Source organism: Leisingera sp. SA32 (genome assembly GCF_056033425.1).
The window spans coordinates 335266-359404 of the sequence record NZ_JBVYHB010000001.1; the positions used below are offsets into that span (position 1 = coordinate 335266).

A 24139-nucleotide genomic window follows, 5' to 3' on the forward strand; every position below is an offset into this window, starting at 1 on the left:
GTTCCTTCTTCTTACTCGGCAGGAGTGGCTTCGGAAGACTTCTTGCCGTACTTGGCGTCGAAATCCTCTTCGATGGTGGCAGGCTGTGCCAGCGGCTTCTCGATCACGCCCAGCAGCGGCAGGATCACGAAGAAGTAGCCGAACCAGTAGGCCGAAGCGATCAGCGAGAACGAGGCATAGGGCTCTTCCGCGGGCATCGCACCCAGCCACATCAGGGCAAAGAAGTCGACGACCAGCAGCGCGAACCACCATTTGAACATCGGACGGTAACGACCCGACCGCACGCGGCTGGTGTCCAGCCAAGGCGCCAGCGCCATTGCCAGGATCGCGCCGAACATGGCAATCACGCCAAAGAACTTTGCGTCCACGATGCCGCCGGTGATGAAAGAGGCAAACTGCACGACCCAAACCTCAGAGGTGAAGGCCCGCAGGATCGCGTAGAACGGCAGGAAGTACCATTCGGGCACGATGTGCGCAGGTGTCACCAGCGGGTTGGCTTCGATGTAGTTGTCGGGGTGGCCCAGGTAGTTCGGCATGAAGCCGACAATTGCCCAGAAGATCACCAGCACCACGGCCAGACCCAGGAAATCCTTGATCACGAAGTAGGGCCAGAACGGCAGGGTGTCTTTCTTGGCTTCTTCCTTGGAATCCTTGCGGACGGGAACACCGGTGGGGTTGTTGTTGCCGGTGGTGTGGAAGGCCCAGATGTGCACGATCACCAGCGCCGCAATCACAAACGGCAGCAGGTAGTGCAGCGAGAAGAAGCGGTTCAGCGTGGCGTTGTCCACTGCCGGTCCGCCCAGCAGCCAGGTCTGGATGCCCTCGCCGATGAAGGGGATCGCGCCGAACAGGCCGGTGATCACCGTTGCGCCCCAGAAGGACATCTGGCCCCAGGGCAGAACATAGCCCATGAAGGCGGTGCCCATCATCATCAGGTAGATCAGCATGCCGACAATCCACGTGATCTCGCGGGGTGCCTTGTAGGAACCATAATACAGGCCACGGAAGATGTGGATGTAGACGGCAACAAAGAACAACGATGCGCCGTTCATGTGAATGTAGCGCAGCATGTGGCCGCCATTCACGTCACGCATGATGTGTTCGACGGATGCGAAGGCCAGGTCGACATGCGGGGTGTAATGCATCACCAGCACGATGCCGGTGACGATTTGCAGCACCAGGCAGAAGGCCAGGACGATGCCCCAGATCCACCACCAGTTCAGGTTCTTGGGGGTGGGGATCATGATGGTGTCATAGATCAGGCCGACGATGGGCAGGCGGCTGTGCAGCCACTTTTCTGCGCCTGTCTTCGGCTCGTAATGGTCGTGCGGAATACCGGACATGAGCGCGTTTCCTTATCCCAGCTTGATGGTGTTGGCGTCGGTGAACTCGGCGACCGGCACATGCAGGTTCTCGGGCGCCGGGCCTTTGCGAATGCGGCCGGCGGTGTCGTAGTGCGAGCCGTGACACGGGCAGAACCAGCCATTGAATTCGCCGGCGCCATCACCAAGAGGCACGCAGCCGAGGTGGGTGCAAACACCCATCATCACCAGCCACTCGCCGGTTTCGTCCAGCGTGCGGTTGACGTCCGCCGCATCGGTACCCGGCTTGTTGGCGTTCTCCGACCAGGGGTCGATCAGGTCGGACAGTTCCACGGCACGGGCGGCTTCGATCTCTTCCGGGGTGCGGCGGCGGATGAACACCGGCTTGCCCAGGAACATGACCGAGATCTGCGTGCCTACTTCCACGCCGCTGACATCGACCAGGATCGAGGACAACGCTTTTACATCGGCGGAGGGGTTCATCTGGTTGACCAGGGGCCATACGGCGGCACCCGCGGTCACTGCCCCGGCGCCGGCAGTGGCGTAGTAGAGGAAATCTCTCCGGGTTCCTTCGTGGTCTTCTGCGTGGGACACGAGGTTTTCTCCAATTCCAGCGCCCGTTTAGGGCAAACATGCGCATGCACCGCGATTGCTCGCAGTGACTCAGGCGCGTGTCTAGCGGGGCTAAGGGCGTTCGTCCAGCGGTCATAGGCGCGCAGTCAGCCGCATCTATAACTTTCTGTCATCCGCGTGTGACAAAGCCACACCGGGACAGCAGACGCCCGGCCGCGGCAAGGTTTTTTGTCATCAGCTGCTTGGCGGACGGGTGGCCTGCATGCTGGGGCGTGATTCGAAACCGGCGAACCACGCGGCCAGCGCTGCATTGCCCTGACGCCAGTCGGTTTGTGGATGGCGGAAGTCGATGTAGCCAAGCGCGCAGCCCACCGCGATCTGGCCAATGTCCAGTGGGCCTTCCAAGTGACTCATCCAGCGTGCGTTCAGCGCCGCGCAGCCGCTCAGCACCTTGCCATTCTGCGCCGCCAGCCAGTCCGCCCACTGTTTTTCCGGCGGCCGAAGCCGCTTTTCATAAGACATCAGCACCGCCGCATCCATGATGCCGTCGGCCGTGGCCTCCAACAGCTTGCTGTCCCAGCCGCCGCTATACAGCGTGCCACCCGCCCGCGCGTTCAGGAAGTCGCAGATCACCCGGCTATCATAAAGTGTCGGGCCGTCGTCGCGGGCCAAGGCCGGGATCTTGGCGACCGGGTTGCTGGACTGCACGGCGGTGCTGGGCTGAACCGGCGACGTCAAAACCTGCTCAATCTCCACCTCGTCCAGCTGTGTGGTCTCATGCAGGACGACCATTACTTTGCGCACAAAAGGCGATGCGGCCGAGGCATATAGTTTCATGTCCGTCTCCTGATGCTATGTCCACGGCCGCGACCGATCGCAGCGGCTGCACCGACCACCCAAAGGTTTTGCAAAACTTTTGGCAAGACTTTTTACACAATGTCTTGTGCCGCCGGGCGCAAGGGTGCCGGGGCTTGCGCTGCCGGGCAAAGGCTGGCACGTTCGCCGCGTTCTCAGGGCGGGGCGAAATTCCCCACCGGCGGTAAACGGGCCAAGCCCCGTAAGCCCGCGAGCGGCTTCCGGATTTCGGAAGTGTCAGCAGATCTGGTGTGATTCCAGAGCCGACGGTCACAGTCCGGATGGAAGAGAACGTGCAGAAGGGCGGCGCTTGGCGTGCGCTCCTCTGTCCGTGATCGCCTTGGGTGACGTGTCAGAACCTATGGAGATTACGACATGACACACACCCGATTTGCCTTCATCAAGGCGCAATGGCATGCCGACATTGTCGACCGGTCGCTGGAAGGCTTCCAGCAGCTGATCCCGTCGGATCAGATCGACGTCTTTGACGTGCCCGGCGCGTTTGAGATGCCGTTGCTGGCGCAGGAGCTGGCCAAAACCGGCAAATACGCGGCCGTGGCCTGCGCGGCACTGGTGGTCGACGGCGGCATCTACCGGCATGATTTCGTAGCGCAGGCCGTGGTTGACGGGCTGATGCGCGCTGGCATGGACACCGGCGTGCCGGTGTTGTCGGTGTCGCTGACGCCGCATCATTTCCAGGAGACGGATCACCACATGGCGATCTACCGCGCCCATTTCGTGGAGAAGGGCCGCGAGGCTGCGCGGGCGGCGCTGATGATCACCGAAACGCGCCGGGCCGCGCTGGCCGCCTAGCCCAGATAGGCCTTCAGAGCCGGCGGCGGGTTGTCCAGCAGCTCCGCCGTCGGCTGCGGGGGATAGGCCTTGCCTTCCGCTACCAGCACCACCTGATCGGCGATGCGGCGGGCATCATTCGGTTCATGGCTGACCATCATCACGGTGGCACCGCTTTCGCGCGCGAGCGCTGCCACCAGATCCAGCATCTCGGCCTTCAAGGCCGGGCCGAGCGCCGCAAAGGGTTCATCCAGCAGCAGAAGGTCGCGGCCCTGTACCAGCACCCGCGCCAGCGCCACCCGGCTTTGCTGGCCGCCGGACAGGGCCGCGGGTTTGCGCGTTCCCATGTCCGTCAGCCCAACACGGTCCAGCGCCGCCGCCACCTGCTGCCAGTCAGACTGCGACAACCGCAGATTTGGATGAAGGCCCAGCCCGACATTCTGCGCCACGCTAAGATGTGGGAACAGGTTGCCGTCCTGAAACAGCATGGCCACCGGCCGTCGGCCCGGCGGTTGACGGCTCAGATCCGCGCCTTGCCAGCTGATCGTGCCGCGGTCCAGCGGCAGAAAGCCTGCTATCGCCTCCACCAGCGTGGACTTTCCGGCCCCCGAGGGGCCGATGATCGCGGTGCAGCTGCCGGGCCGGATTTCCAGATCCGCCTCTACCGCATAGGTGCCGTTCAGAATTCGACAGGTTTCAAGCTTCAGCATGCCAGCGGCCTCCGCGGTCCAATATCCAGAAGGCCCCCATCGACAGCATCAGCAGCAGAAGCGCCGCCGCTGCCGCAGCCTCCATACGATAGGCGCCCATCAGCCGGTAGATCTGCAGGGGCAGGGTTGCAAATTCCGGATCGGCAAACAGTGCCACGACGCCCAGATCGCCCATCGACAGCGCCGCCGCAAGTCCCGCGGCAAAGCCGATCTGCGCCCGCATCCGCGGCAGGTAGACATGGCGCACGAAATGCCACCCACGCATGTCCAGTGACAGCGACAGTCGGCCATAGCGGCCCAGCACCTCTTGCGCGCGTGGCGTCAGGATACGCATGGCAAAGGGCAGCGCCATCACTGCATTGACCAGGGCCGTCACCGGCAGGGCCAGTCGGAACGGGCTGGCAAACGGGTAGATCATGATGAACAGCCCGGTGCCGATCACCAGCGGCGAGGCTGCAAGCCCCAAAACCCCTGAGACTTCGGCCAGTCGACCACGCCCCACCGCAGCGGCAGCAGCCATTGGCAGCGCAAGCAGCAGCAGAATCCCGGTGCTGAGCGTGGCCACCAGAATGGAATTCACCGCCGCCTGCCAGACAACCCCGTTCAACGTGGCCAATCCCGGCACGCCTGCAAGAACAATCGCCGCCAGCGGCAGCAGCAAAAAGCCTGCCGCGAGCAGTATCCAGCCCGCATCCACTCCTCGGGCCAATGCGCTATGGCCGTCCCAACGCTGCACCGCGCGGTCCAGTCCGGCGCCAAAGCTCTCGCCTGCGGATGCCCGCAGTGCAACCAGCGCAGCGGCGCCAGTCAGCAGCAACTGCATCCCCGACAGCAGCGCGGCGCGGCTGAGGTCGAAATCGAAGCGGAAGGCCTGGTAGATCGCCAGCTCGATCGTGGTGGCGCGCGGTCCGCCGCCCAGCGTCAGCGCCACGGCAAAGCTGGACAGGCAGATGGCAAAAACCACCGCCAGCGCCCCCGGCACGGTCCGCCGCAGCATGGGTGCCTCCAGCAGGCGCCACATTGCCAGCGGGCCAGCGCCCAGCTGCGCTGCCAGACGGAACCGCTCCGCCGGGATCTCCTGCCAGCCCTGAAGGATCAGCCGGGTGGCCAGCGGCAGGTTGAAGAACACATGCGCCAGCACCACCCCGTGCAGCCCGTATATCTGCACAGGTTCCAGCCCAAACAGCGCCAGCAGCGCGCTCAGCCAGCCCGCCCGGCCGAACACGGCCAGCAGGCCCAGGATTGCCACGATTACCGGCAGGATAAAGGGCGCGCCCAAAAGCGCGATCAGCAGCCGCCGCCCGGCGAAGCGCCGCCGCGCCAGCGCGCGGGCCACCGGAATGGCCAGGCCGACGCTCAACACTGCCGACAGGCTGGCCTGGGTGAGGGTGAAGCGCAGTGCGGACCAGTCGCTGGCGGCCAGGCCGCTGCCGGTTTCCGCCCTGAAAGCCACAGCCCCCAGGGTGCCCAGGATCAGCGCCGCGACAAGCAGCGCCGCGCTGATCCCGACAGTTGCGCTTATTGGCTGAGCGCGTTCAGCCATTCGTCGAGCGCCGCATCGCGCAGGGATGCTGCCTCATCCTCGGACAGCAACAGCGCCTTGGTGGGCTGTGTCAGGGTCTCAAACCCGTCCGGCAGGCCATCCGCCGGGGTGACGGCGGGGTACATCCAGTTGGTGGTCGGGATGATCGACTGGAAGGCGTCGCTGACCATGAACTCCAGGAACTGATCCGCCAGTGCCGGCTGGTCAGAGCCTGCCAGCTTGCCGGCCACTTCGACCTGCATGTAATGGCCCTCGTCAAAGGCGGCAGCGGCCTTGGAGCCGTCTTCCTCGGCGATCAGGTGATAGGCGGGGGAAGTGGTGTAGGACAGCACCATGTCGGCCTCCCCCTCCAGGAACATGCCATAGGCTTCGGACCAGCCCTTGGTCACGGTCACCACGTTGTCGGCCAGCGCTTCCCAGATGGCGGGGGCTTCATTTCCATAGGCGGCCTTGACCCACATCAGCAGCCCCAGACCGGGGGTCGAGGAGCGGGGATCCTGGATCACGATCTTCGTGTCGCTGGCGGCCAACGCCTTGAAATCGGCAGGTGCAGCGGCATCGGCGTTGTGGACAAAGGCAAAATAGCCCCAGTCGTAAGGTACGAATGTCGCGTCGTTCCATTCAATCGGCAGGCTGTAGTCGGCGCTGACCGCATGATCGGCAATCAAGCCGGTTTCCTTGGCCGCTGCGGTCAGGTTGGTGTCCAGCCCCAGAACCACATCCGCGTCAGAACGCGCGCCCTCCAGCTTGATCCGCGCCAGCAATGCGGCGCCGTCACCAGCACCGACCAGTTTCAGGTCGCAGCCGCAAACCTCTTCAAAGGCTTTCTCAACCGCCGGGCCGGGCCCCCATTCGGAGACAAAACTGTCATAGGTATAAACGGTGAGTTCGGGCGTGTCGGCAAAGGCTGCCGAGGCGCCCAGCAGTCCCGCTGCAAATGCAAGATGTTTCATGCCATCCTCCTTTGCGGCTTTGGGCAAGGGTGGAGGCTGTCCAGTACCTTCCCTCCGCCGGTGTGATCCGGTTCAGGTTCAACGGGTGTCATCTCAGCGCCAAAAGCGCACCCCGAGGTGGCGCGGACACTAGGCCCCGAACGCGGAAATGACAAGCCAAACCCCGTTTCTTCTTCTGGCCTGAAAATATCCCGAGGGAGCCGCCGCAGCCGGCGGGGGCAGCGCCCCCATGCCCCTGTGTCGCAGCAGGAAACCTCTTGAGAGACCGCCCCCCGCCCGCTAAGCACGGCCCAAAGGAGACCGCGCCCTATGTCGATGAACAGCTTTGGACACCTCTTCCGCGTCACCACCTGGGGCGAAAGCCACGGGCCTGCGCTGGGCGCCACCGTCGATGGCTGCCCGCCGAACGTGCCGCTGGAGCCTGAAATGCTGCAGCAGTGGCTGGACAAGCGCCGACCGGGCCAGAACAAGAACACCACCCAGCGCAACGAGCCCGATGCGGTCAAGATCCTGTCCGGCGTGTTCGAGGGGAAATCCACCGGCACCCCGATCCAGCTGATGATCGAGAACACCGACCAGCGGTCCAAGGATTACGGCGAGATTGCCCGCACCTTCCGCCCCGGTCATGCCGACATCACCTACTTCCAGAAATACGGCAACCGCGACTATCGCGGTGGTGGCCGGTCTTCGGCGCGCGAAACCGCGGCGCGGGTTGCGGCGGGCGGTGTTGCACGTGAAGCAATCCGGGCGTTGGTCCCTGGGTTGGAGATCAAGGGCTATATGATCCGGATGGGGGAGATGGAGATCGACCGCAGCCGGTTTGACTGGGACGCGATTGAACAGAACGATTTCTGGATCCCGGATGCCGGGGCCGTGCAGGATTGGGAAGACTATCTGCAGGGCCTGCGCAAGGCGCATGACTCGGTTGGTGCGGTGGTTGAGGTCGTGGCCCGCGGTGTGCCCGCAGGCATCGGCGCGCCGGTGTATGGCAAGCTGGACACCGAACTGGCGGCGGCGATGATGTCGATCAACGCCGTGAAGGGCGTGGAAATCGGCGAGGGCATGAACGCCGCCCGGCTCAAGGGGTCGGAAAACGCGGACGAGATCTTCATGGGCAACGACGGTGCACCGGTCTATTCCTCGAACCACGCCGGCGGCATTCTGGGCGGCATTTCCACCGGGCAGGACGTGGTGGTGCGTTTTGCGGTCAAGCCGACCTCCTCGATCCTGACGCCGCGCCAGTCGATCCGCAAGGACGGCACCGCCACCGAGGTCATCACCAAGGGCCGCCACGACCCCTGTGTCGGCATTCGCGCGGTGCCGGTAGCCGAGGCGATGATGGCCTGCGTGATTCTGGACCACTTGCTGCTGCACCGCGGCCAGATCGGCGAGAATCAGGGCCTAATCGGCTGAAGAACAGGCTCTAACACGGGCAGAGTGCTGCGACTCCGGGGTGGCTAGCGGTGCTCTGTTACGCATTGGCTGTGATCGCCGAGCGCCGTCAGCACCTTGCAGCAGCCGCCGTTGCCGCCGTCGCACAGATGGCTGATCCGCTCCAGCTCCGAGGCCAGCTGTTCCAGTTTGCGAATGCGATCGCGGATATTGGCCAGCTGGCTGCGGGCAATGCGGTCGGCTGCGGCGCAGTCATCCCCCAGCTGGCCGTCCAGCCCCATCAGCGCCCTGATGTCCTCCAGTGAAAAGCCGAGGTCGCGGGCGTGTTTGATGAAACCCAGTGCCTCCATCCCCTCCTGCCCGTAGCGCCGCTGGTTGCCCGCATTGCGGCCCGGCTGTGGCAGCAGGCCAATTTCCTCGTAATAGCGGATGGTGGGCACCTTGACGCCGGTGGCCTCGGACAGCTGGCCGATGGAAAACATCACAACCCCTCTTGAAGCTATAGTGACTAGAGCAACTAGGTTGACCTCGAATCAGAACTGAGGACAAGAGAAATGGCAAGCTGCTGCAATCATGAGGCAAAATTCGACGGGGTTTCCGCGGACTACAAGCGCAGGCTTTGGCTGGTGATCGCCATCAACGCGGGCATGTTCGCGGTGGAGATGGGCGCAGGCCAGCTGTCCGGCAGCCAGGCGCTGAAGGCGGATGCGCTGGACTTTCTGGGTGATGCGCTGACCTATGGTATCTCGCTTGCGGTGATCGGCGCCTCGTTGCGCACGCGTGCGCTGGCGGCACTGGGCAAGGGCGTCAGCCTGCTGCTGATGGGGCTGTGGGTGTTCGGATCCACCATCTATCAGGTGTTTTACATCGGCGTGCCGCAGGCGCATGTGATGGGCGGGATCGGTTTCATGGCGCTGGCCGCCAACCTGATCTCGGTCATGCTGCTGGCGCGGTACAAGGACGGGGATGCCAATGTGCGGTCCGTTTGGCTGTGTTCGCGCAACGACGCCATCGGCAACGTGGCGGTGATGATCGCGGCGCTGGGGGTGTGGGGCACCGCCAGCGGCTGGCCCGACCTGATCGTGGCAGGCATCATGGGCGGTCTGTTCCTCAGCTCTGCCTTCCAGATTCTGGTGCAGGCGCTGAAGGAATGGCGCACCGAGGCGCCGCGGGCTGCACATCAGCCCTGACACCTTGGGCTGCGCCTGCCTGAAAAAGGCGCAGCCCGGCCATTGATCTTTGCAGCACTTCGGCGCAGGGTCGCGTCATGGCTAAATCGTTAACATCGCATCGACCTGTGCTGGCAATCCTGTTGAAGGTGACCGCGATTGCGCTGTTTACGGGCCTGTCCGGCATCATCAAGGCGACCTCGGTGGAGGTGCCTGCGGGCGAGGCGGTGTTCTTTCGCTCCTTCTTTGCGATTCCGGTGATCGTGGTCTGGCTGGCCGCCCGTGGCCAGCTGCGGCACGGGCTGGTCACGAAACGGCCGATGTATCACGTCTGGCGGGGGCTGGTGGGCACCTCGGCGATGGCGATGACCTTCATGGGGCTGGCGCTGCTGCCGCTGCCGGAGGTCACCGCGATCGGCTACGCCACGCCGATTTTCACCCTGATCCTGGCCGCGCTGTTCCTGGGGGAGACCATTCGCATGGTGCGGATCACCGCCGTGGCGGTCGGGTTGCTGGGGGTTCTCATCATGATCTGGCCACGGCTGGGTGGCGACCTGGAGGACGGCGCCATGCTGGGCGTGCTGCTGGTTGTCGCAGCCACGGTGGCGCGTGGTTTCGTGCAAATCCACATCCGCCGCATGGTACAGTTCGAACACACGGCGGCGATTGTGTTCTACTTCTCGCTCACGGCGTCGGTTCTGGCGCTGCTGACGGCGCCCTTCGGCTGGGTGATGCCCTCGCCCCGCGTGCTGGCACTGCTGGTTGCGGCCGGACTGGTGGGCGGGGTGGCGCAGATCCTGGTTACCTCCTCCTACCGGTTTGCCCCGGCCTCGATGCTGGCGCCGTATGACTACGCCTCAATGATCTTTGCCATCATCATCGGCTATGTCTGGTTCAATGAATGGCCGACGCTGGTGATGCTGGCGGGGGCCACGTTGGTGGTGGCGGGGAATGCGCTGGTGATCTGGCGCGAACACCGGCTGGGCCTCCAACGCGGCAAGGCCAAGCCGATGATCGACCCCAAGGGCGGATAACAGGCTCTAACAAGGGGTTTCCGCCGCATGGCCTAGACCGCGCGGGTCAGCCCGCCATCGATGCGGATGTTCTGTCCGGTGGTATAGGCCGCCGCGTCCGACGCCAGATGCGCAATCAGCGCAGAAACTTCGCGGGCGGTGCCATAGCGGCCCATTGGGATCCGCGCCTTGCGGTCCTCGGTCTCGGGCAGGCTGTCAATGAAGCCGGGCAGCACATTGTTCATCCGCACGCCCTGCGCGGCATATTTGTCGGCAAACAGCTTTGTGAAGCCAGCCAGACCGGCCCGGAACACGCCAGAGGTCGGAAACAGCGGATCAGGCTCGAACGCCGCAAAGGTCGAGATGTTGATAATCGAACCGCCCCCCTGTGCGGCCATCACCGGGGCCACCAGCCGGGTCGGGCGGATCACGTTCATCAGGTAGACGTCCATCCCCAGGTGCCAGTCGTCGTCGCTGATCTCCAGGATGTTGCCCTTGGGGCCGTGACCGGCTGAGTTGACCAGAACGTCGATCCGCCCCCAGCGTTCCATCGCCTTGTCGACCAGCGCCTGTAGGTCCGTTTGCTTCAAGTTAGAGCCTGTATGGCCGATGCCACCTAGTTCCTGCGCCAGTGCCTCTCCCTTGCCGGAGGACGATAGGATTGCGATTTCATACCCTTGCTCTCGCAGGTGGCGGGCAGCGTCTGCGCCCATGCCGCTGCCGGCGGCGGTGAAGAGGGCTGTCTTGGTCATGGTCGTACTCCTTTTCGCTGCGGGCAGAATGACGGCTGCCGAGGCGCTTGACCAATCATGTCTCATCGCGCAAGGCTGTAGAAAAACTACTGGCTGAAACCTGATGCGCCTGCCCAATCTGAATGCCTTGCGGATGTTTGACGCCGCCGCGCGCCATCTGAATTTCGGCCGCGCGGCGGACGAATTGCATCTGACCCAAGGGGCCGTGGCCCAGCAGGTGCGGCGGCTGGAGGCCGAGCTGGGGCAGAAGCTGTTTCACCGTCATGCCCGCGGACTGGCGTTGACCGACAGCGGCCGCAGTTACCATGCGCCGGTGCGGCAGGCGCTGGCGTTGATCCAAGAGGCAACAGAGGCGTTGGCCCCGGCGGTGCGGCAAGTGACGCTGTCGGTGCCGCCTTCCTTTGCGGCCAAATGGCTGGTGCCGCGGCTGCCTGCGTTCGAGGCCGCTCACCCTGGGATAGAGGTGCGCATCGTGGCTGAGGAGACTCTCACCGATTTCAAGCGGGATGGCATCGACATCGCCATTCGGCAGGGCGGCAAACCGCGGGACGCGGGCCTGCAATCGGCCCTGCTGGCGCCGGTGGAGCTGGTTGCGGTGGCGGCGGCAGATGTGGCTCTGACACTAGGGGATTCGCCCGATCTTGGGGCGCTGGCGCAGAGAACGTTGATCCAAGACGGGCACCGCCACTGGGACCAACTGCTGCGCCAGGCCGGGCTGGCCGCCACTGGGCGGATGCTGCAATTCAACCAGACCGCGCTGGCGATGGATGCCGCGGTCAACGGCCAGGGAATTGCGCTGGTACCGAGGATCTTTCTGGGCGCGCAGGATTTGAGGATCCTTTGGCAGGCCCCGCCGCAGGTGGATCTTGGGTTCTATGTGCTTTGGCCCGGCACGGATCGCCGGACCAAAGCGGTTGTTGACTGGCTGCTGACGCAGCCGGGGATCAGATCGACGCCCCAACCGGATCCAGCGTAACGCGCCACAGCTCCTGATCGGCGCGGTCCATCAACCGAACGGTCATCTGCTGGGTGGCCCCATCGATGTCGACCAGACCAAAGAATTGCAGCCCCATCGAGGGCGGCAGGTTCTGGCCTTGGTCCTCTGCCGGGGCCTTGATGTATTTCACCTCGGGGCCAAAGGTCATGTCGAGGTCATTGGGACCAAAGGTGCCGGCATGAAGCGGCCCGGAGACAAACTCCCAGAACGGCTCGAACTCCTGAAAGGCGGCTTTGTCGGGGCTGTAATAATGCGCGGCGGTGTAATGCACATCGGCGGTGAACCAGACGGTGTTCTGGATCTTGGCGGTCTTGATGAAGCGCAGCAGCTCGCCGATTTCCAGCTCACGCCCCTTGGCGCTGCCGTTGTCACCGTTGCCGATTGCCTCCTGACCGCCGCCAACCACGAGGCCGATGGGCATGTCAGAGGCGATCACCTTCCAGGTCGCCGAAGAATTGGCCAGCTCACGTTTCAGCCAGGCCATCTGCTCGGCGCCCAGGATGCGGCTCTTATCTGTCAGCTCGGCCTGCAGGTTTTCGGTGTTCGGCCCGCGATAGCTGCGCAAATCGAGGAAGAACACGTCCAGCATCGGCCCATAGGATATTTTACGATAAACCCGGCCCGGTTCCGACGGGGTAATGCGCAGCGGCGTCATCTCGTGGAACGCTTGCGATGCGCGGGCCTGCAGAACGTGGATGGACTTTTCCGAGTAGCGGTCGTCCTCCATCAGGCTGCGCGAGGAGGACCAGTTGTTCACCACTTCGTGGTCGTCCCATTGCATGAAGGTCGGGCAGACCGCGTTCATCGCGCGCACGTGCTTGTCCAGCATGTTGTATTTCCACTGGCCGCGGAACTCGTCCAGGGTTTCGGCCACCTTGCGCTTGTCATCGGTCAGGGTGGTGTTCTTCCAGATCAGCTGACCGTCTTTTTCCACCTCATCCTGCATCGGCCCATCGGCATAGATGGTGTCGCCGGAATGGATAAAGAAATCGGGGCGGTGCTGGGCCATGGTGGCGTAGGTGGCCATGCCGTCCTCGTCGATGCCCCAGCCCTGCCCGGCGGTGTCACCCGACCAGGCAAAGCGCACGTCGCGGCGCGCCGACGGCGCGGTGCGGAACTGGCCCACCACGGGTTCGGAGACTGCGTTGATGTCGCTCAGGTCAGCCGCCACGAAGCGGTAGAAGATGTCCTGATCCGAGGGCAGCCCGTCGACCAGACGCTTTACCGCGAGATCGTGGTTGGGCAGGGCGCTCATCGGTGCCAGCTGGCGGGCATTGGCAAAGCTCTCGGTGGTGGAGACCTCCATCATCACCTTGGCCGGGCGGTCGGTGCGGGTCCAGATCATGCCGGAGGTGGCGTCGACGTCGCCGGACTGAACACCATGGCTGAACTGCGGTCGCGCAGAGGCGCGGGAGATTGCCGGAAGAGCCAATGATGCGGCAAATGCGGTGCCGCTGGCCAGGAAGGCACGGCGGGTGGGGCGCGGGAAACGGATAGATGTCATGAAGCTCACCTGTCTCGGAGAATGTGGATCGGTGAACGCGGGATACAGCGGGAACTGTAACCGATGGCCGTCAGGCAGGTGACATTATCGCAACTGTTTTACGACAGGGCCGCTATGGTCATTCGCCGCCAAAATCGGGCCGGTCAGCCTTGCCGCGGTTGTCCATAAGGTGGCTGAGCGCCAGAATGCTCGCGGCGATGACGGCCAGCATCAGTGCATGCACATAATAGCCGAGGCCAGAGGCCATGCCGACCGCCCCGGCCACCCACAGGCTGGCTGCGGTGGCCATGCCGCCGATCCGTTCCTTGCCTTGGATGATCGCCCCTGCACCCAAAAAGCCGATCGCCCCCACAAGCCCCTGCATGATGCGGGTCGGGTCCGATCCCATCTCCAGATGCAGCGCCTCCAGCGACAACTCCATGGTGATGAGGGTGAAGCCGGCTGAGCCGAGCGCCACGATCATATAGGTGCGCATCCCCACCCGGCGCTCGCGCAGCTCGCGGTCCAGACCCATGATGGCCCCCGCAAGCGCGGCACACACGAGCCTCATAACCAGCTCCCAGTAACTGACATATGACGTGTCGAAGTCCACCGTCGTCTCCCTGCGTACCTGTCTGCCGCGACCGCAGGGTCGCAGCATTCAGGCGTCTGGGCAACGAAAAACCCCCGCACGATGGCGGGGGGTTCCAGCAGTCCAAGGCAACGCGGATCAGGCGCGCACCAGTTTTTCGTAGTCTTCGGCAATCTCGCGGGTCAGCGCGCCGACCTCGAACTTATAGGGGCCGATTTCGCCCACCGGTGTTACCTCGGCGGCGGTGCCGGTCAGCCAGCACTGCTCGAAGCCTTCCAGCTCCTCTGGCATAATGTGGCGTTCGTGTACGGTGATGCCCTTGTCTTTCAGCATCTGAACCACGGTCTGACGGGTGATGCCGTTCAGGAAACAGTCGGGCAGCGGCGTGTGCACCTCGCCATCCTTGACAAAGAACACATTGGCGCCGGTCGCCTCGGCCACGTAGCCGCGGTAATCCATGAACAAGGCGTCCGAGCAGCCTTTGGCCTCGGCCTTGTGCTTGGAGATGGTGCAGATCATGTAAAGACCCGCCGCCTTGGCATGCACCGGAATGGTTTCCGGGCTCGGGCGTTTCCAGTCCGCAATGTCCAGCTTGGCGCCCTTCATCTTGGCGTCACCGTAATAGGCGCCCCAGCCCCAGACGGCGATTGCCATGTGCACCGGGTTCTTGGCCGAGGCGACGCCCATGTCCTCGCCGGAGCCGCGCCAGACCAGTGCCCGCACATAGGCGTCCTGCAGACCAGACGCTTTCAGGGTTTCTTCCTTGGCGGCCTCAATCTCGTCCACGGTATAGGGCATCGGGATGTCCAGCGCCTCGGCACTGGCGATCAGCCGTTCGGAGTGTTCGCGGCTCTTGAAGATCTTGCCGTTGTAGGCCCGCTCGCCCTCGAACACCGAGGAAGCATAATGCATTGCGTGGGACAGAATATGCACCTTGGCGTCCCGCCAATCGACAAGTTCCCCATCCATCCAGATCAGACCATCACGGTCGTCATAGCCAGCCATGCCGCACCCTCCTGCGCGTTGCGTTGTTTTCCGATAATTGCGCAACTTAAGGCCGATACGGTCATAATCTTGCGCCAAAGCTGGGATTCGATACATCTTCACCCTTGGAATGTCAACAAGGCTGACATAAACTGACCGGCAGGAAAAACGAGGGACTTCTTATGCCGGAAGGGCGATCAGGGCAGGGCCACGGCGGATCCAGTCTGTTGTTTCTGACCGATGAGCAGCTGCGCCAGGGCATCGAGGCAATGTTTTTTGCCTATCGCGGCTTCACCGCGGACCCGGATCGGATCCTGGCCGAATTGGCCTATGGCCGGGCGCATCACCGGGCGATCCATTTCATCAGCCGCTCGCCGGGCACCACGGTGAACAATCTGCTCAGCATCTTGGGCGTCACCAAGCAATCGCTGAACCGGGTGCTGCGCACGCTGATCGGTGACGGGCTGGTGGTCAGCAAAGTGGGCGAGTTGGACAAACGCGAGCGGCACCTGTACCTAACGGAGGAGGGGGCGGCACTGGAGACCACCCTGTCGGACGCGCAACGCGCCCGCATGCGCGCCGCCTACAAGGAGGCCGGACCGGAAGCAGTGCAGGGCTTCAAGAAGGTGCTCGAGGCGATGATGGATGCGGATATGCGTCGCGCCTATGCCAAGCTGCGCGACTGAAAGGCAAAGCCATGACCGATGCCCATCTGCTGATCGTCGATGATGACGAACGCATCCGCGGCCTGCTTAAGAAATTCCTGATGCGCGCAGGCTTTCTGGTGACGGCGGCGCGCGATGGAGCCCATGCGCGGCGGATCCTGGAAGGGCTGGAGTTTGACCTGATCATCATGGATGTGATGATGCCGGGCGAAGACGGCGTCTCGCTGACCCGCGCGCTGCGTGAAAGCATGACCACACCGGTGCTGCTGCTGACCGCCAAGGGCGAGACCGAGGACCGCATAGCCGGGTTGGAGGCAGGTGCGGACGACTACCTCCCCAAACCTTTTGAACCCAAGGAGCTGCTGCTGCGGGTCAATGCGATCCTGCGGCGCGTCCCCGACACCACGGCGCAGGACAGCGCCCCCAAGGTGCTGCACCTTGGCGCCATCCGCTACGACATCGAACGCGGCGAGATGTGGCAGGGCGAGGAGCTGATCCGCCTGACCGGCACCGAAAGCCAGCTGATGAAAATCTTCTCGGCCCAGCCCGGTGAACCTGTCAGCCGGACCAAACTGGTGGAGGATCTGGGCCGCGACCGCGGCCAGGCGCAGGAACGCGCGGTGGATGTGCAGATCACCCGCCTGCGCCGCAAGATCGAGCCGAACCCGAAACAGCCGCAATATCTGCAAACAGTGCGCGGTGCGGGCTACATGCTCGCGCCGGACTGACGCGCCCGCGCTTTCCCACTTGCCTCAATTATAGCGGGGGCCGGGGCGGCGGCCCAGGAAACCGCTTGCAGCCGCCGCCCGCGGCCTCCTAGGTTTGCGCCAGACCCGGCCGCAGGAGGAGCAGCCCATGACCGCTGACATGACCACCGCCCTGATCACCCATGCCGACTGCCTGAATCATGTCACCCCAGAGGGGCACCCCGAACAGGTTGCCCGGCTGGAGCATGTGCTGCACGCGCTGGAGCCCTTGGAGCTGAAGCGTGTCACGGCCCCGATGGCGGCCGAGGATGACATCCTGCGAATCCATCCGGCCGCCTATCTGGCGGATCTGCGCCGGGCCTCCCCGGCAGAGGGCTGGGCGCAGATCGACGGGGACACCTTCCTGTCGCCCGGCTCGTTGGACGCTGCCTTTCGGGCTGCCGGGGCTGTGGTGCGGGGCGTTGACATGGTGTTGGGAGGCGAGGTGCAGAACGCTTTTGCCGCGGTGCGCCCGCCGGGACATCATGCCGAGACCGATACCGCCATGGGATTCTGCCTGTTCGGCAACGCGGCGCTGGCGGCAAAGCACGCGCTGGATCACCACGGGCTGAACCGCGTGGCGGTGGTGGATTTTGACGTCCACCACGGCAATGGCACCCAGGAACTGCTGTGGGACGAGTCGCGCGCGCTGGTCATCACCAGCCAGCAGATGCCGTTGTGGCCGGGCAGTGGCCGCGTGGATGAGGACGGCGCCCATGGCCAGATCCTGAACCTGCCGCTGCCGCCGGATTCGGGCCGGGCAGAGATGCAGGCAGCCTACGAGGGCCAGGCGTTTCCCCGGCTGCGGGCCTTCAAGCCGGAGCTGATTATTATCTCCGCGGGCTTTGACGCCCATCAGGATGATCCCCTGGCCAATCTGAACTGGAGCACAGCCGATTTTGCCTGGCTGACGGCCCAGCTGTGCCAGCTGGCGGCAGAGCTGTGTGGCGGCCGTATCGTCTCGACTTTGGAAGGCGGATATGATCTGAACGCGCTTGCCGCGGCAGCGCGGGCACATGTGGAAGAATTGATAAGGGCACCGGCATGACACAGACCCCTGTGGACCAGATGAGCTTTGAACAGGCAATGCGTGAGCTGGAGGGCGTGGTGGACCAGTTGGAGCGCGGCGACGTGGCGCTGGATGCCTCGATCGCGCTGTATGAGCGCGGCGCGGAGCTGAAAAAACGCTGCGAGGACGAGCTCAAGCGCGCCGAGGAAAAGGTCGCTGCCATCACACTGGATGCCAACGGCACCCCCAAGGGCACCCAACCGCTGGATGCCGGCTGAACCATGACCGCCGCCGCAGACATTGACGCGCGTCCCTTTGCGCAGGCGCTGGCAGAGACACAGGCGCGGATCACGGCCCATATGGCGGCACGGCTGGCAGGTCGCGACACGCTGCACGCGGCGATGCGCTATGCGATCACCGGGGGCAAGATGCTCCGCGGTTTCCTGGTGTTGGAAAGCGCGCGGCTGCATGGCGTGTCGCAGACCGCTGCGCTGGACGCGGCGCTGGCGATCGAGTGCATTCACGCCTACTCGCTGGTGCATGACGATCTGCCCTGCATGGACGATGACGACCTGCGCCGCGGCCAGCCCACGGTTCATCGCAAGTGGGACGAGGCCATGGCGGTGTTGGCGGGGGACAGCCTGCAATGCTTCGCCTTTGAACTGCTGGCAGACCCGGCGTTGGGGCCGCAGGCGCTGCCGCTGATCCGGGCGCTGGCGCAATCTTCGGGCAAGGACGGCATGGTGTCGGGGCAGATGCTGGACATCGCCGCCGAAACCGCCGACGCACCGCTGACTCTAGAGCAGATCACCTTGCTGCAAAGCCGCAAGACCGGCTGCCTGATCGAATGGTCGGCCACGGCCGGCGCCGTGCTGGCGGGCGATGATCCGGCGCCTTTGCGCCAATATGCGGCGGCGCTGGGCCTTGCCTTTCAGATCGCCGATGACATTCTCGATGTAGAGGGCGACGCCGCCAAGGTCGGCAAGGCGGTCCGCAAGGATGCCGAGGCCGGCAAGGCTACATTCGTGTCGCTCTTGGGCCTGGATGCCGCCAAATCGCGTGCCGCGGCGCTGTGCGGGGAGGCCTGCGCCGCTCTGGACACCTATGGCGCCGAGGCGGAAACCTTGAAGGAAGCCGCGCGCTTCGTTATCTCGCGCGACAGCTAACCCCAGCGCGCCGGGCCCCACAGCCCCGTGCAGCCCAAGGAGACACCATGTCCGACCGGCCCCAAACCCCGCTTCTTGACCAGATCAGCCGCCCGGCCGATCTGAAGGGGCTGTCTGACGCCCAGCTGACACAGGTGGCGCAGGAGCTGCGGCAGGAAACCATTTCCGCCGTCTCCGTCACCGGTGGCCACCTAGGCGCGGGGCTGGGGGTGGTGGAGTTGACCACGGCGCTGCACGCGGTGTTCGACACGCCGCGCGACAAGGTGATCTGGGACGTGTCGCACCAGTGCTACCCGCACAAGATCCTGACCGGTCGCCGCGACCGCATCCGCACTCTGCGGATGAAGGATGGGCTGAGCGGGTTCACCAAACGCTCCGAGTCGCCCTTCGATCCGTTTGGTGCGGCGCACAGCTCCACCTCGATCAGCGCCGCTTTGGGGTTTGCGGTGGCCCGCGATCTGGGCGGTGTGATCCCCGAGGGCAACGGCGACGCCATTGCGGTGATCGGCGATGGTTCAATGTCGGCCGGCATGGCGTTTGAGGCGATGAACAACGCCGGCGCGCTGGGCAAGCGGCTGATCGTGATCCTCAACGACAATGAGATGTCGATCGCGCCGCCGGTCGGGGCGCTGTCCTCCTACCTGTCGCGGCTATACGCGGGTGAGCCATTCCAGGAGCTGAAAGCGGCGGCCAAGGGCGCGGTGTCGCTGCTGCCCGAACCCTTCCGCGAGGGCGCCAAGCGCGCCAAGGACATGCTGAAGGGCATGGCCGTCGGCGGCACATTGTTCGAGGCGCTTGGCTTTTCCTACCTTGGCCCCATCGACGGCCACGACATGGACCAGCTGCTGCCGGTGCTGCGCACGGTCAAGGCACGCGCCACGGGGCCGATCCTGATCCACGTTCTGACCAAGAAGGGAAAGGGGTACGGCCCCGCCGAACGCGCCCGCGACAAGGGCCATGCCACCGCCAAGTTCGACATGGTGACCGGCGAGCAGAAAAAGGCGCCCTCCAACGCGCCGTCCTACACATCGGTTTTTGGCAATACGCTGGTGAAGCTGGCGTCACAGGACGACAAGATCTGCGCCGTCACCGCCGCGATGCCGGATGGCACGGGCCTGAACCTGATGGCGGAACGCTACCCGTCGCGCACCTTTGACGTGGGCATTGCCGAGCAGCACGGCGTGACGTTCTCAGCCGCGATGGCAGCGGGCGGGATGAAACCCTTCTGCGCGATGTATTCGACATTTTTGCAGCGCGGCTATGACCAAGTGGTGCATGATGTGGCGATCCAGCGCCTGCCGGTGCGTTTTGCCATTGACCGTGCCGGGCTGGTCGGCGCTGACGGCGCGACACATGCGGGCAGCTTCGACATTGGCTATATGGCGAACCTGCCAGGCATGGTGGTGATGGCCGCCGCCGATGAGGCCGAGCTGGTGCATATGGTCGCCACTGCTGCCGCGCATGATGACGGCCCGATTGCGTTCCGCTACCCGCGCGGCGAGGGTGAAGGCGTCGAAATGCCGGAGGAGCCGCAGGTGCTGGAGATCGGCAAGGGGCGGATGGTGCAGCAGGGCAAACGGGTTGCACTGCTGTCCTTTGGCACCCGCTTGGGCGAGGTCCGCAAGGCCGCCGAGGCGCTGGCCGCCAAAGGTATCACGCCGACCATTGCCGATGCCCGCTTTGCCAAGCCGCTGGACCGCGATCTGATCCTGCAGCTGGCGGCCGACCATGAGGCGCTGATCACCATTGAAGAGGGCGCCGTGGGCGGTTTCGGCTCGCATGTGGCACAGCTTCTGGCCGAGGAAGGCGTGTTCGACAGCGGCCTCAAGTACCGCTCCATGGTGCTGCCGGATGCGTTCATCGACCAGGCCAGCCCGGCAGACATGTATGAGGTGGCCGCCATGAACGCACCCCAGATCGAAGCCAAGGTGCTGGACGTGCTGGGCATCGCCACCTTGGGCGAAAAACGCGCCTGATCCGGCACGTGCGCCACCACGCGCCCGCGCTGCGCGCATCCAGATCTGTGCGAATTCGGCTAATCTGACGCGTGAAGCATTCCGATTTGGAATGATTTCAGTCGCCGTTCTCAGTGGCAATCCCCGGACGATGGGCCGATATTTGCGCCGTTTCGTCCCAAGGAGGCCCCATGGACCGCGCTCAGATCGTGCATCAGAATTTTCTCGACCGGGTGCAGTCCGGCCAGCTGCCGCAGGGCCGCGATCCCGCCGGGCCGCTGCATGCGGCCGAGGCCGTGGCCACCTACCGCGCCCAAGTACTGAGCCGGGCACTGGACCTGACCAGCCGCGCCATGCAGAAGGCGGGCGAGGGGTTTTACACCATCGGCTCATCCGGCCATGAGGGCATGGCGGCGCTCGCCCGCGCGCTGCGCCCCAACGATATGGCTTTCCTGCACTACCGCGATGCGGCGTTTCAGATCGCGCGGGCAGACCAGGTGCCGGGCCAGCAGATCAGCTGGGACATGCTGTTGTCCTTTGCCTGCTCCAGCGAAGACCCGACCTCGGGCGGGCGGCACAAGGTGCTGGGCTCCAAGGCGCTGATGATCCCGCCGCAGACCTCGACCATTGCCAGCCACCTGCCTAAGGCGGTGGGGGCGGCCTATTCCATCGGCGCGGCGCGGCGACACAGGCCGGAACACCAGCTGCTGCCGGATGATGCCATCGTGATGTGCTCGTTCGGGGATGCCTCGGCCAACCATTCCACCGCGCAGGGGGCGATCAACACGGCCGGCTGGACCTCGGTGCAGTCGACGCCGCTGCCGCTGTTGTTCGTGTGCGAAGACAACGGCATCGGCATTTCGGTCAAGACCCCGAAGGGCTGGATCGAGGCCTCGATTGCGCAGCGGCCGGGCATCAAGTATTTCAAGGCCGACGGGCTGGACATCTATGACGCCTACAAGGTGGCGCAGGCGGCGGCGGACTACGTGCGCAATCGCCGCAAGCCTGCGTTCCTGCACCTGCGCACGGTGCGGCTGTATGGCCATGCGGGGGCGGATGTGCCGACGACCTACCTCAGCAAGGCTGAGGTGGAGGCGGATGAAGCCAATGATCCGTTGCTGCACTCGGTGCGGCTGCTGGAGCAGGCCGGGGCGCTGACAGCCGATGCGGCGCTGAAGATCTATCGCGACACCCGCGCACGGGTGGAGCGTGTGCGCAGCGAGGCGGTGACGCGCCCGCATCTGAAAACGGCAGAGGACGTGGCGGCCAGCCTGATCCCGCCAAAGCGCGCCTGTGCAGCCACCAACGGCCCCAACGCCGAGGCGCGCGCGGCCGCCTTTGGCAGCGACCTGCGTGCCATGGAGGAGCCGCAGCCGATGTCGCGGCTGATCAACTGGGCGCTGACTGACCTGATGCTGGAACATGGCGAGATCGTCATGATGGGCGAAGACGTGGGTCGCAAGGGCGGCGTTTACGGCGTCACGCAAAAGCTGCAACAGCGGTTCGGGCCGGACCGGGTGATCGACACGCTGCTGGACGAGCAGTCGATCCTTGGACTGGCCATTGGTATGGGGCACAACGGCTTTGTGCCGATCCCGGAAATCCAGTTTCTGGCCTATCTGCACAACGCCGAAGACCAGCTGCGTGGCGAGGCCGCGACGCTGCCGTTTTTCTCCAACGGGCAGTTTTCCAATCCGATGGTGCTGCGGATTGCCGGGCTTGGCTACCAGAAGGGGTTCGGCGGGCATTTTCACAACGACAACTCGCTGGCGGTGTTGCGCGACATTCCGGGGATCGTGATTGCCTGCCCCTCGGACGGGGCGGAGGCGGCGATGATGATGCGCGAATGCGTGCGGCTGGCGCGCGAGGAACAGCGGGTGGTCGTCTTTGTCGAACCCATTGCACTGTATCCGATGCGGGATCTGCACGCGGCCAAGGATGGCGGCTGGATGCGCAGCTATCCCGCACCGGACCAGCGTATTGGTCTGGGCGAGGTCGGTGTGCATGGGCATGGCAGCGATATGGCGATCGTGACCTACGGCAACGGCCGCTACCTGTCGGCGCAGGCGCAGGCTGAATTGGCAGCCAAGGGCGTGGATGCGCGGATCGTGGATCTGCGCTGGCTGGCACCGCTGCCCACCGAGGCGCTGCTGGCGGCCACGGAGGGCTGCAAACATGTGCTGATCGTCGATGAATGCCGCACCACCGGCAGCCAGTCGGAGGCGCTGATGGCGCTGTTTGCCGAGCAGGCCAGCATGCCCGCGGCGCGGATTGCCGCCAGCGACTGTTTCATTGCAACCGGCCCGGCCTATGGCGCCACGCTGCCCTCGAGGGACAGCATCGTTGAGGCCGCCCTGACCCTTGTGGGAGGCGCATCATGACCCGCACGGCCGTTCTGATCTGCCCCGGAAGGGGCACCTACAACAAGCCTGAGCTGGGCTATCTGCACCGCCACCATGCGGACAAGGCGGCGCTGCTGGCGGGCTTTGACGCGCAGCGCGCCGCCGCCGGGCAGGATGAAGTGACCGCGCTGGACGGGGCGACGCGGTTTTCGGTGTCGAAGTATTCGCGCGGGGATGTGGCGTCACCGCTGATCTACGCCTCGGCCCTGGCGGATGCGCGCAGCCTGGCGACGGACATCGAGATCGTCGCTGTCACGGGCAATTCCATGGGCTGGTACATTGCGCTGGCCGCTGCCGGGGCGCTGAGTGCAGCGGATGGCTTCACGGTTGTGAACACAATGGGCACCCTGATGCAGGAGCAGCTGATTGGCGGCCAGTTGGTTTACCCGTTTGCGAGAGCCGATTGGCGCAACGATCCGCAGCGCAAGGCAGAGTTGTTGGCGCAGGTGCAGGAAATCAACGGGCGCGCGCAGCACGCGCTGGCGCTGTCGATCGATCTGGGCGGCATGCTGGTGCTGGCGGGCAACGAGGCTGGCCTTGCAGCGTTCGAGTCCTTGGTGCCGGTGGTGGCGGATCGCTTCCCCATGCGACTGGCCAACCACGCGGCTTTTCACACGGCGTTACAGGAACCTGTCGCAGCACAGGGGCGCAGGCGGCTGGGGTCAGACCGGTTCCGCCAGCCGGAGTTGCCGCTGATCGACGGACGTGGGCAGATCTGGTGGCCCGGCGCCACCGAGACGGCGGCGCTGTGGGACTACACGCTGGGGCACCAGGTCGTCGCGCCATATGATTTCACCCGCGCGGTGCAGACTGCCGCGCAGGAATTTGCGCCGGATCTTTTCATCGTGACCGGTCCCGGCACCACGCTGGGTGGTGCCGTCGGCCAGTCGCTGGTGCAGGCCGGATGGCAGGGGCTGACGGACAAGGACGCCTATCAGGCGCGGCAGGCGGAGGCGCCGCTGGTGATCCCGATGGGGGATGCTGCGCTGCGGGCGCGGGTCACCGGCTAGACGGGCGGTGCGGCGCAAGAGGCTCCCGCGCCTGTTGCCTGCATCAAAGATGCTGG

The 24139-nt window shown here is 64.6% G+C and carries 24 protein-coding genes and 2 riboswitches; of the genes, 13 read left to right on the top strand and 11 right to left on the bottom strand.

All coding sequences use genetic code 11. The features are described 5' to 3' along the window. Window positions 1-11: 11 nt before the first annotated feature. The 3 genes from petB to AC0IPL_RS01655 all read right to left on the bottom strand — a co-directional run bounded on the left by petB (window position 12) and on the right by AC0IPL_RS01655 (window position 2732). Complete coding sequence (gene petB / locus AC0IPL_RS01645) at window positions 12-1343, bottom strand: cytochrome b (protein WP_474271549.1); 1332 nt, start codon at window positions 1341-1343, stop codon at window positions 12-14. Between the two features lie 12 nt (window positions 1344-1355). Next, window positions 1356-1916 carry a ubiquinol-cytochrome c reductase iron-sulfur subunit gene (petA, locus tag AC0IPL_RS01650; protein WP_474271551.1) on the bottom strand — a complete coding sequence of 187 codons (561 nt, stop codon included), beginning with the start codon at window positions 1914-1916 and terminating at the stop codon, window positions 1356-1358. A gap of 213 nt (window positions 1917-2129) precedes the next feature. Further along, window positions 2130-2732 carry a glutathione S-transferase gene (locus tag AC0IPL_RS01655; RefSeq protein ID WP_474271553.1) on the bottom strand — a complete coding sequence of 201 codons (603 nt, stop codon included), beginning with the start codon at window positions 2730-2732 and terminating at the stop codon, window positions 2130-2132. A gap of 165 nt (window positions 2733-2897) precedes the next feature. Continuing rightward, window positions 2898-3047, top strand: a riboswitch (FMN riboswitch). Window positions 3048-3125: 78 nt separating this feature from the next. Between AC0IPL_RS01655 and AC0IPL_RS01660 the strand changes: the two genes are divergently transcribed. Then, window positions 3126-3563 carry a 6,7-dimethyl-8-ribityllumazine synthase gene (locus AC0IPL_RS01660; protein ID WP_474271556.1) on the top strand — a complete coding sequence of 146 codons (438 nt, stop codon included), beginning with the start codon at window positions 3126-3128 and terminating at the stop codon, window positions 3561-3563. Here AC0IPL_RS01660 and AC0IPL_RS01665 read toward each other — a convergent pair. From AC0IPL_RS01665 to thiB, 3 genes are read right to left on the bottom strand one after another with little or no spacing between them, the layout of a single operon-like run. After that, complete coding sequence (locus tag AC0IPL_RS01665) at window positions 3560-4252, bottom strand: thiamine ABC transporter ATP-binding protein (RefSeq protein ID WP_474271558.1); 693 nt, start codon at window positions 4250-4252, stop codon at window positions 3560-3562. The two genes, AC0IPL_RS01660 and AC0IPL_RS01665, sit on opposite strands and share 4 nt — an antisense overlap. Beyond that, a complete protein-coding gene (locus tag AC0IPL_RS01670) occupies window positions 4239-5795 on the bottom strand; it encodes a thiamine/thiamine pyrophosphate ABC transporter permease ThiP (RefSeq protein WP_474271560.1) in 1557 nt (518 codons plus the stop codon). The genes AC0IPL_RS01665 and AC0IPL_RS01670 overlap by 14 nt, the downstream gene beginning before the upstream one ends. Further along, complete coding sequence (gene thiB / locus AC0IPL_RS01675; RefSeq protein ID WP_474271562.1) at window positions 5771-6748, bottom strand: thiamine ABC transporter substrate binding subunit; 978 nt, start codon at window positions 6746-6748, stop codon at window positions 5771-5773. The genes AC0IPL_RS01670 and thiB overlap by 25 nt, the downstream gene beginning before the upstream one ends. 32 nt (window positions 6749-6780) lie before the next feature. Further along, window positions 6781-6873, bottom strand: a riboswitch (TPP riboswitch). Window positions 6874-7057: 184 nt separating this feature from the next. On the opposite strand from thiB, the gene aroC reads away from it, so the two are divergent. Further along, window positions 7058-8161, top strand: coding sequence for a chorismate synthase (aroC, locus tag AC0IPL_RS01680; RefSeq protein ID WP_474271564.1), 1104 nt, complete (start codon window positions 7058-7060; stop codon window positions 8159-8161). Between the two features lie 44 nt (window positions 8162-8205). On the opposite strand, the gene AC0IPL_RS01685 is transcribed toward aroC, so the two are convergent. Next, a complete protein-coding gene (locus tag AC0IPL_RS01685; RefSeq protein ID WP_474271567.1) occupies window positions 8206-8622 on the bottom strand; it encodes a MerR family transcriptional regulator in 417 nt (138 codons plus the stop codon). Between the two features lie 72 nt (window positions 8623-8694). Between AC0IPL_RS01685 and AC0IPL_RS01690 the strand changes: the two genes are divergently transcribed. Both AC0IPL_RS01690 and AC0IPL_RS01695 read left to right on the top strand, forming a co-directional pair. Beyond that, window positions 8695-9330: a cation efflux transmembrane domain-containing protein gene (locus tag AC0IPL_RS01690; RefSeq protein ID WP_474271569.1), complete on the top strand. Its 636-nt coding sequence runs from the start codon at window positions 8695-8697 to the stop codon at window positions 9328-9330. A 77-nt stretch (window positions 9331-9407) separates the two neighbouring features. Then, window positions 9408-10343 (top strand): DMT family transporter, encoded by a 936-nt coding sequence (locus AC0IPL_RS01695; protein ID WP_474271571.1) that lies wholly within the window; start codon window positions 9408-9410, stop codon window positions 10341-10343. A 32-nt stretch (window positions 10344-10375) separates the two neighbouring features. On the opposite strand, the gene AC0IPL_RS01700 is transcribed toward AC0IPL_RS01695, so the two are convergent. Further along, complete coding sequence (locus tag AC0IPL_RS01700) at window positions 10376-11074, bottom strand: SDR family oxidoreductase (protein ID WP_474271574.1); 699 nt, start codon at window positions 11072-11074, stop codon at window positions 10376-10378. 103 nt (window positions 11075-11177) lie between these two features. Here AC0IPL_RS01700 and AC0IPL_RS01705 point away from each other — a divergent pair, with 103 nt between their 5' ends. After that, a complete protein-coding gene (locus AC0IPL_RS01705; protein WP_474271575.1) occupies window positions 11178-12050 on the top strand; it encodes a LysR substrate-binding domain-containing protein in 873 nt (290 codons plus the stop codon). On the opposite strand, the gene AC0IPL_RS01710 is transcribed toward AC0IPL_RS01705, so the two are convergent. The 3 genes from AC0IPL_RS01710 to AC0IPL_RS01720 form a co-directional block, all read right to left on the bottom strand. Beyond that, window positions 12019-13575, bottom strand: a complete 1557-nt coding sequence (locus tag AC0IPL_RS01710; protein WP_474271579.1) for an alkaline phosphatase D family protein — start codon at window positions 13573-13575, stop codon at window positions 12019-12021. The two genes, AC0IPL_RS01705 and AC0IPL_RS01710, sit on opposite strands and share 32 nt — an antisense overlap. Before the next feature lie 118 nt (window positions 13576-13693). Continuing rightward, window positions 13694-14125 (bottom strand): MgtC/SapB family protein, encoded by a 432-nt coding sequence (locus AC0IPL_RS01715; RefSeq protein WP_474271581.1) that lies wholly within the window; start codon window positions 14123-14125, stop codon window positions 13694-13696. Between the two features lie 159 nt (window positions 14126-14284). Then, complete coding sequence (locus AC0IPL_RS01720; RefSeq protein WP_474271583.1) at window positions 14285-15151, bottom strand: branched-chain amino acid aminotransferase; 867 nt, start codon at window positions 15149-15151, stop codon at window positions 14285-14287. A 161-nt stretch (window positions 15152-15312) separates the two neighbouring features. Between AC0IPL_RS01720 and AC0IPL_RS01725 the strand changes: the two genes are divergently transcribed. The 8 genes from AC0IPL_RS01725 to AC0IPL_RS01760 all read left to right on the top strand — a co-directional run bounded on the left by AC0IPL_RS01725 (window position 15313) and on the right by AC0IPL_RS01760 (window position 24083). Further along, entirely contained in the window at window positions 15313-15816 is a 504-nt protein-coding gene (locus tag AC0IPL_RS01725; RefSeq protein WP_474271586.1) for a MarR family winged helix-turn-helix transcriptional regulator, read from the top strand. An 11-nt stretch (window positions 15817-15827) separates the two neighbouring features. After that, window positions 15828-16523 carry a response regulator gene (locus AC0IPL_RS01730; protein ID WP_474271589.1) on the top strand — a complete coding sequence of 232 codons (696 nt, stop codon included), beginning with the start codon at window positions 15828-15830 and terminating at the stop codon, window positions 16521-16523. A 139-nt stretch (window positions 16524-16662) separates the two neighbouring features. Further along, window positions 16663-17589, top strand: a complete 927-nt coding sequence (locus AC0IPL_RS01735; protein ID WP_474271964.1) for a histone deacetylase family protein — start codon at window positions 16663-16665, stop codon at window positions 17587-17589. After that, complete coding sequence (locus AC0IPL_RS01740) at window positions 17586-17828, top strand: exodeoxyribonuclease VII small subunit (RefSeq protein WP_474271591.1); 243 nt, start codon at window positions 17586-17588, stop codon at window positions 17826-17828. The genes AC0IPL_RS01735 and AC0IPL_RS01740 overlap by 4 nt, the downstream gene beginning before the upstream one ends. A gap of 3 nt (window positions 17829-17831) precedes the next feature. Beyond that, window positions 17832-18716: a polyprenyl synthetase family protein gene (locus tag AC0IPL_RS01745; RefSeq protein WP_474271593.1), complete on the top strand. Its 885-nt coding sequence runs from the start codon at window positions 17832-17834 to the stop codon at window positions 18714-18716. 47 nt (window positions 18717-18763) lie between these two features. Beyond that, on the top strand, window positions 18764-20692 hold the full coding sequence (gene dxs / locus AC0IPL_RS01750; protein WP_474271595.1) for a 1-deoxy-D-xylulose-5-phosphate synthase: 1929 nt from the start codon (window positions 18764-18766) through the stop codon (window positions 20690-20692). A 170-nt stretch (window positions 20693-20862) separates the two neighbouring features. Then, window positions 20863-23052 carry a dehydrogenase E1 component subunit alpha/beta gene (locus tag AC0IPL_RS01755; protein WP_474271597.1) on the top strand — a complete coding sequence of 730 codons (2190 nt, stop codon included), beginning with the start codon at window positions 20863-20865 and terminating at the stop codon, window positions 23050-23052. Continuing rightward, the gene (locus AC0IPL_RS01760) at window positions 23049-24083 is read left to right on the top strand and encodes an ACP S-malonyltransferase (protein WP_474271598.1); all 1035 of its coding nucleotides are present in this window, start codon (window positions 23049-23051) and stop codon (window positions 24081-24083) included. Before AC0IPL_RS01755 ends, AC0IPL_RS01760 begins: the two co-directional genes overlap by 4 nt. Window positions 24084-24139: the final 56 nt, after the last annotated feature.

Excerpts from the sequence above, each read along its gene's own strand:
- AC0IPL_RS01725 (WP_474271586.1), top strand. The coding sequence starts at position 15,313 with ATGCCGGAAGGGCGATCAGGGCAGGGCCACGGCGGATCCAGTCTGTTG.
- dxs (WP_474271595.1), top strand. The coding sequence starts at position 18,764 with ATGTCCGACCGGCCCCAAACCCCGCTTCTTGACCAGATCAGCCGCCCG.
- AC0IPL_RS01700 (WP_474271574.1), bottom strand. The coding sequence starts at position 11,074 with ATGACCAAGACAGCCCTCTTCACCGCCGCCGGCAGCGGCATGGGCGCA.
- AC0IPL_RS01695 (WP_474271571.1), top strand. The coding sequence starts at position 9,408 with ATGGCTAAATCGTTAACATCGCATCGACCTGTGCTGGCAATCCTGTTG.
- AC0IPL_RS01755 (WP_474271597.1), top strand. The coding sequence starts at position 20,863 with ATGGACCGCGCTCAGATCGTGCATCAGAATTTTCTCGACCGGGTGCAG.
- AC0IPL_RS01710 (WP_474271579.1), bottom strand. The coding sequence starts at position 13,575 with ATGACATCTATCCGTTTCCCGCGCCCCACCCGCCGTGCCTTCCTGGCC.
- AC0IPL_RS01715 (WP_474271581.1), bottom strand. The coding sequence starts at position 14,125 with ATGAGGCTCGTGTGTGCCGCGCTTGCGGGGGCCATCATGGGTCTGGAC.
- AC0IPL_RS01705 (WP_474271575.1), top strand. The coding sequence starts at position 11,178 with ATGCGCCTGCCCAATCTGAATGCCTTGCGGATGTTTGACGCCGCCGCG.
- AC0IPL_RS01760 (WP_474271598.1), top strand. The coding sequence starts at position 23,049 with ATGACCCGCACGGCCGTTCTGATCTGCCCCGGAAGGGGCACCTACAAC.
- AC0IPL_RS01685 (WP_474271567.1), bottom strand. The coding sequence starts at position 8,622 with ATGTTTTCCATCGGCCAGCTGTCCGAGGCCACCGGCGTCAAGGTGCCC.
- AC0IPL_RS01665 (WP_474271558.1), bottom strand. The coding sequence starts at position 4,252 with ATGCTGAAGCTTGAAACCTGTCGAATTCTGAACGGCACCTATGCGGTA.
- aroC (WP_474271564.1), top strand. The coding sequence starts at position 7,058 with ATGTCGATGAACAGCTTTGGACACCTCTTCCGCGTCACCACCTGGGGC.
- petB (WP_474271549.1), bottom strand. The coding sequence starts at position 1,343 with ATGTCCGGTATTCCGCACGACCATTACGAGCCGAAGACAGGCGCAGAA.
- AC0IPL_RS01720 (WP_474271583.1), bottom strand. The coding sequence starts at position 15,151 with ATGGCTGGCTATGACGACCGTGATGGTCTGATCTGGATGGATGGGGAA.
- AC0IPL_RS01735 (WP_474271964.1), top strand. The coding sequence starts at position 16,663 with ATGACCACCGCCCTGATCACCCATGCCGACTGCCTGAATCATGTCACC.
- AC0IPL_RS01745 (WP_474271593.1), top strand. The coding sequence starts at position 17,832 with ATGACCGCCGCCGCAGACATTGACGCGCGTCCCTTTGCGCAGGCGCTG.
- AC0IPL_RS01690 (WP_474271569.1), top strand. The coding sequence starts at position 8,695 with ATGGCAAGCTGCTGCAATCATGAGGCAAAATTCGACGGGGTTTCCGCG.
- AC0IPL_RS01670 (WP_474271560.1), bottom strand. The coding sequence starts at position 5,795 with ATGGCTGAACGCGCTCAGCCAATAAGCGCAACTGTCGGGATCAGCGCG.
- AC0IPL_RS01730 (WP_474271589.1), top strand. The coding sequence starts at position 15,828 with ATGACCGATGCCCATCTGCTGATCGTCGATGATGACGAACGCATCCGC.
- AC0IPL_RS01660 (WP_474271556.1), top strand. The coding sequence starts at position 3,126 with ATGACACACACCCGATTTGCCTTCATCAAGGCGCAATGGCATGCCGAC.
- AC0IPL_RS01740 (WP_474271591.1), top strand. The coding sequence starts at position 17,586 with ATGACACAGACCCCTGTGGACCAGATGAGCTTTGAACAGGCAATGCGT.
- thiB (WP_474271562.1), bottom strand. The coding sequence starts at position 6,748 with ATGAAACATCTTGCATTTGCAGCGGGACTGCTGGGCGCCTCGGCAGCC.
- AC0IPL_RS01655 (WP_474271553.1), bottom strand. The coding sequence starts at position 2,732 with ATGAAACTATATGCCTCGGCCGCATCGCCTTTTGTGCGCAAAGTAATG.